At 54.9% G+C, this 6,070-nt stretch carries 5 protein-coding genes; 4 read left to right on the top strand and 1 reads right to left on the bottom strand.

Annotation, left to right across the window (positions count from 1 at the left end):
* From FB556_RS13465 to FB556_RS13330, 4 genes are all read left to right on the top strand, one after another.
* Window positions 1-1,499 (top strand): SCO6880 family protein (locus FB556_RS13465; RefSeq protein WP_170200485.1); only part of this gene is annotated, 1,499 nt, incomplete at its 5' end.
* 8 nt (window positions 1,500-1,507) lie between these two features.
* Window positions 1,508-3,031 carry an ATP/GTP-binding protein gene (locus FB556_RS13340; RefSeq protein WP_141868571.1) on the top strand — a complete coding sequence of 508 codons (1,524 nt, stop codon included), beginning with the start codon at window positions 1,508-1,510 and terminating at the stop codon, window positions 3,029-3,031.
* Window positions 3,031-4,809 (top strand): type IV secretory system conjugative DNA transfer family protein, encoded by a 1,779-nt coding sequence (locus FB556_RS13335; protein WP_141868569.1) that lies wholly within the window; start codon window positions 3,031-3,033, stop codon window positions 4,807-4,809. Before FB556_RS13340 ends, FB556_RS13335 begins: the two co-directional genes overlap by 1 nt.
* A gap of 20 nt (window positions 4,810-4,829) precedes the next feature.
* Complete coding sequence (locus FB556_RS13330) at window positions 4,830-5,237, top strand: DUF4913 domain-containing protein (RefSeq protein ID WP_246057527.1); 408 nt, start codon at window positions 4,830-4,832, stop codon at window positions 5,235-5,237.
* Here the strand turns inward: FB556_RS13330 and FB556_RS13325 are convergent.
* Window positions 5,234-6,058, bottom strand: coding sequence for a hypothetical protein (locus FB556_RS13325; RefSeq protein WP_141868565.1), 825 nt, complete (start codon window positions 6,056-6,058; stop codon window positions 5,234-5,236). The two genes, FB556_RS13330 and FB556_RS13325, sit on opposite strands and share 4 nt — an antisense overlap.
* Between the last annotated feature and the right edge of the window lie 12 nt (window positions 6,059-6,070).

Genomic DNA, 6,070 nt, shown 5'->3' with positions numbered 1-6,070 from the left:
TGGCCCAGATGGTAGCAAACGTTGAGACAGCACCCCGGACGTATGGCAACTGGAAACGCGAGTCCGTGGCCGGATATTTTGGGTTAGGCCCAAAGACGGCTGCCGTGTTTTATGGGCTGATTTTGGTCGCCCTGATCGCGTTGTTTAATCGGTGGTGGCTGACCTTGGGTGGGGCCGTGGTGGTGATGGCCTTGATCCAGATCTTGTATCGTGTCCGGGATCGGCATCATCGACACACTGGCGACAAACTCGCAACCGTGCTGGGCTGGCAACGCCAGAAACTTACTGGTGCCAACCTGTATCGGTCTGGGCCGTTAGGGGTGGATCGGTTAGGCAAAAACCGGTTGCCCGGTTTAGCGGCACGGTCTGAACTGTTGGAAGTCCAAGATGCGTTGGGCCGCGATTTTTGTATTATCCGGTCTCCTGCCCGACGGCATTACACGGTGGTGCTCAGTGCTAATCCTGATGGTAACGCGCTAGTGGATCAAGACCAGGTTGATACGTGGGTTGCCATGTGGGGCAATTTCTTAGCTGCTGTGGGCGATGAAGCCCGGTTGGTGGGCTTTACTGTCACCATTGAAACCGCACCGGATAGTGGGGCGATGCTCACCCGAGAAGTCAACATGAATACCAGTTCTGACGCTCCAGAGTTTGCTCAACACTACATGCAGGAGGTTCTTGATACGTTTCCCGAAGGGGCAGCCTCCACGACCGCATGGCTGGCATTTACGTATCAAATGGAACCTGGGGCAACCAAAGATCAACACGAATTTATCCGGTTCTTTCAATCCCGGATGACGTTTCTGACAACGCATTTGCAAGGGACCGGAGTGGGGTCGGTGACACCAGTAACTGCTGATGAACTGTGTGAGTACATTCGAGTCTCCTATGACCCCGCAGCGGCAACGTTAGTTGAAGATGCACGAGCCGCTGGTGAATCCCTGCATTTAGATTGGGAAGAAACCGGGCCAAGTGCGTATGACGCTGGCTGGGATTCATTCAGACATGATTCAGGTGTCTCGGTGTCCTGGTACATGTCCCAAGCCCCCCGTGGACACGTCATCTCCCGTGTATTGGAACCCTTGCTAGAGCCGATTCATTTAGTGGAACGTAAACGGGTCACGCTGATCTATCGACCCATCCCATCGGAAGAAGCCGGGGAAATGGTGGTCAATGACAGTACTTCGGCTCGCCATCGCGCCACCAGATCCAATGCGGATGAACGCGACTCGATGGAATATCAGCAAGCCAAGACCACTGAACGAGAAGAAGCCCAAGGCGCCGGTCTGGTCCGTTTTGGCATGATCGTCACCGCCACCACACGCAACCCAGACAATCTGGATCAGATCGTCACAGCTGTTGAAGCTCGTGGTCGTTCGGCTGGCCGGATTCGTTTGCGTCGTGCCTGGGCCACTCAGGCATCGGCGTTTGCCGCAGCCTTGCCATTAGGTGTGGTTTTACCAGAACAAATCAGTATTCGTCGTGGCGGACAACACTAGGAGCAGTTATGCGAAACGTTGTACAGCGTCTGATACAGAAAAAGAAGAAACGTCCAGCTACACCACCGTTGCACACGAAACCCGGCCTGCGTGGCATCGCTGGTCGAGGTGGTGGCAGTATGCCCTACATCGAGTCTGCCGATGAATTTATTGGCTCCACCGTCCAAGCCTGCGGATTATACCCATTTACCTCTGGTGTGGGGGCACCCAACATTGGGGTGCCCTTAGGCAAGCATCAGATCACTCGGGCCAGTGTGTGTGCTGATCCCATCTCCTGGTTTGAGCGAGCCAGCCTAATTAGCAACCCTTCTGCGGTGATCCTCTCCAAACCGGGGTTAGGTAAATCCACCGTGGCAGATATTTGGGCCGTAGGACTACGGGCGTATGGGGTGTTGCCCTGGTTTTTTGGTGATGTCAAAGGTGAACACGTCGACATTAATGAGGCCCTTGGTGGGGATCGGATTCAATTTGGGCGCGCCAACGCGATCAACATTTTAGATAGCCGCGCTGAACGCACAGCCGCACACAGGTTACCAGCAGATGCCCGAGAACATGTACGGGCCGAAGGCCACAACCGCCGGCAGTCGATGGTGGAAGCCTTGCTGACGATTCGTCGGCAGCAACCGATGTGGCACCGTGAACAAAGCGTGTTAGATGTTGCGCTGGCCGTGTTGGAAGAACGCGGTGAACGCGATGGCAGGGTGCCAACACTGATTGATCTACGTAACCTGTTATCAGAAGCACCCGATGAACTGCGCCACGCTGCCATTGATAGGGGCAGTGAACAACGGTATCGAGAAATTACCGAAGATATGGAAGCTGCCCTGGCGGGGATTGTCAGCGGTCGGACCTTTGGTGGCACATTTAGTGGAGAGTCTAATGTGCAGATTGATCCTGATAAGCCGGTCTGTTTCGACGTTTCATCGGTGAAGCCCGGTGAAACCGAACTCATGGCCGCCTGTCTGGTGGCCACATGGTCTACTGGTTTTGGATCGCTGAACATCACTCATGCGCTAGCTGATGCTGGGCTTGAAGAAGATCGTCGCTATTTTTTGATCCTGGATGAAGTCTGGCGAGCATTACGGGTGGGCCATGGCATGGTCGATCATTATGACTCCCTGACACGGCTCAACCGGACCTGGGGGACTGGCCAGGTGATGAATGTGCATAGCTTTAAAGACTTTGAGTCCCTGCCGACACAACATGACCGGGACAAGGCCCAAGGCTTTATGGACCGTGCTGGCATGTTGGTGCTGGGTGGCATTTCCCAAGGTGAGGTTGAAACCCTGCAACGGGTTGTGGATTTGAACCCTCGTGAACGCGAAGCCCTGACCAGCTGGGCGACTCCTCCAAGTTGGAATGTCCGCCGCAACCGGCATGATGCGCCACCAGGTCGTGGCAAATTCTTAATTAAATCCGGGGATAGTCCCGGTATTCCCATTGATGTTGAAGCCGCCGAACCATTATTGCGCTTGCATGATACCAATCAACGCTGGCAGAACCGACTTGATGATCCTGTGATGGAGTCCTAATGCAGCAATCTAACCGCCGAAAACAACCTGGTTCACACGATCCAATTTTGGTGTTGTGGGCCATCGTGGCCGCAATCATCGTGATGGGCCTGGTGATCCTGCTGGGAGGATTACACCTGGGATATTGGTGGGATGATCTAGATCGTGGTGTGATCCCGAACAACCCGTTTGAAGTCATCATCGACCTTGCCCAAGGGCACTTAGCATGGCCTGCTGCCGCGACTGTGGCTGCATCGATCATCGGGGCAGTGTGTGGTGGCCTTGTGGTGCTATTTACCGTTGATCGTCTCCGGGCCAAGCGACACAGACTGCCGGTGGATACTGCGGCACGATACATGGCGCACGGCAAAGAAGTGAAGTCATTTAGCGATAAACAGGCTCGGAAAAAAGCCGAAAGGTGGGGTGTCGAATCATTAGCACCGGGCATCCCCATAGGGACCTCCGTGGTGTGTGGCACCAAACTGTATGGCTCCTATGAGGACATGGTCGCGGTCATTGCTGGACCGCGCATGAATAAAACCACCGCCACGGTGATCCCCGCCATCTGTGCAGCACCGGGCGCGGTGTTAACGACTTCCAATAAGCGCGACGTTGTTGATGGCACTCGCGCACTACGTCGAGACGTTGGCAAGGTGTGGGTGTTTGACCCACAACAGATCGCCCAAGAACAGCCCACCTGGTGGTGGAACCCGCTCAGTTATGTCACCGACGATGTTCAAGCGGCAAAACTGGCTGAACATTTTGCCGCCGCCAGTAGTAATCCGGGGGCAAAGAAAGACGCATATTTCGATAATGCGGCCCGCGATTTGCTGGCCGCACTGTTGTTAGCGGCAGCAGAAGATCACCGGCCAATCACCGATGTTTACCTGTGGCTGACCGACGATAGCGATACCGCTGCCGTCGATATTCTCGAAGCCGCTGGCTGGACGCTCCGGGCAAGCCAACTCGATCAAGTGCTGCACTTACCCGACAAACAACGCGCCGGGATCTATGGATCAGCCCAACAGATGGCCGCTGCATTAGCCAATAGCGGCATCACTGACTGGATCACCCCGCAATCAGCAGACGATCCACGCCCACAATTCGACCCATACGATTTTGTCAGAACCGCCACCGGCACCCTGTACTCCTTGTCTAAAGAGGGCCAAGGCACCGCTGGCCCATTGGTAACGGCCTTGACGGTCGCCGTGGTGGAAGCCGCCGAAACCATCGCATCTTCCACAACAGATGCAGCCGCCACTGGTGATGGCCGCCTCAAAACCCCTTTGGTTGGGGTGTTGGATGAAGCCGCCAACGTGTGTCGGTGGAGCGATCTACCAGACCTTTACTCACATTTTGGCTCACGTGGCATCGTGTTGATGACCTTGCTGCAATCCTGGTCCCAAGGCGTCGATGTCTGGGGTGAATCCGGGATGAAGAAGCTGTGGAGTGCTGCCAACGTGAAACTGTATGGCGGTAACGTGGCAGAAGATGAATTCCTAAACTCGCTATCCAATATGATCGGCACCTGGGATAAGGAAACTCGATCCATTTCTACCGGACGAGGACAACGCAACGTGTCCACTCAGATCACACGTGAACGCATCCTAGAAAACTCAGACTTATCAGCACTGCCAAGACAACGCGGGGTCTTTATCGGGGCCGGGGTCCGGCCTGTACTGGTGAAAACAATTCCATGGTTTGAGCAACCAAACCTAGCAAAACAGCTTCACGCAGCAACGGCCAATGACACCTCAGACAACGAAGTTGCTATGACTACCGCAACCGCGCAACGTTAGGAAATATGATGGTCGATGACATGCCTACAACATTGGCAGATGCAGAAGCTCAGCCACCGGCTTCCGCGCCTGATGCGCCGCAATTGCAGTATGCGTCAGTCTTTGAGTTCTACGATGGCATCGTAGAACCATTCTTACGTGACCGTCTGATCGGTCCACGCCACCAACGATGGTCGGCACAATGGTGGAAGTCAGCCGAAGCCATGCTGCGACTAAACGCTGTGTGGCGAGCTTATGAAGCGCTGCGGCTCGATGCTGCAACCGGCCTATCCGTGTGGCTCAAAGACCATTTTGATCCGCATATGAGAGCGCTTACATCCGAAGATGGTCCCTTTGGTGACTCTCGCGATGCTTCCAAACGCGGTGAAGATCCGCCCTATGACCGGCCAGAAGAAATACTCAGCGCATATAGTCACGTGTTCGGCTAGCGTCCACGCTCAGCGTCACGCTGGCGAGACGGCGACACTTCCCCTCCATGGTCTGGGCGCGCTTTGCTAGGAGATTTGACGTGAACTGCTGCTCTAGCAGGTTGTGCATTAGCTTGTTCGGGCAGCATTTGTGCTGCGATCGTATCTTCATCCAAGCCATTTGACCGCATTAACTGCTCAAAATCGTCAAGCCGGGTGGCTCTTGATTGGGTTTCACCCTCAGTGACAGGCTCTGGCTGCCCAGATTCCGAAGCTTGCTCCGGGCCGTGTGCTTTCGGTGGTGCCATGTGATGTTGCACAGATTGCGACTCAGGTTGATGCTGCTCTGATTGATTGATCTCAGCCACCAACGTGTGCAGTGGATCGTCTGTGTCCAATGTATCCAATGACAGGACCGCCACGAGCTGCTGTGCTTCACGGCGACGCTGTTCAGGTGACAAAGCTGCGATGCGCGCGCTAGGGGTAATGCCCCATCGAGCTTGTACTCGACTATCGACTCGACTGGCAAGTTTTGCGATGTCCGGGTCGCGATCTTTCCACGCCTGGGAAGCTGCCACCACACTAGCGACACGTTCAGTTGAAGCCGTGTTCCACCACCCATCATGATCTGCTTGGCTAAGTATCACTCGGGCATATTGCCGTTCAGCATCGTATCGTCGTTGCAATTGCAAATTCAGCGTTTCTTCTCGCCGTGCGGCTCGCTGGATTTGCTGCTCTCGCATTTGAGCAACCATGCGACCAAGCGCTGCTGCTTGTGTCACGGCTGACCGGAAAGCATTATCTACGTCTTGCTCAAAGTTGCCGGATTCTGAGGGTGCCATCGTTATCTACCT

Source organism: Enteractinococcus coprophilus (assembly GCF_006716305.1).
GTDB classification, from domain to species: Bacteria; Actinomycetota; Actinomycetes; order Actinomycetales; family Micrococcaceae; genus Yaniella; species Yaniella coprophila.
This window is presented reverse-complemented; position numbering and strand designations above follow the sequence as displayed.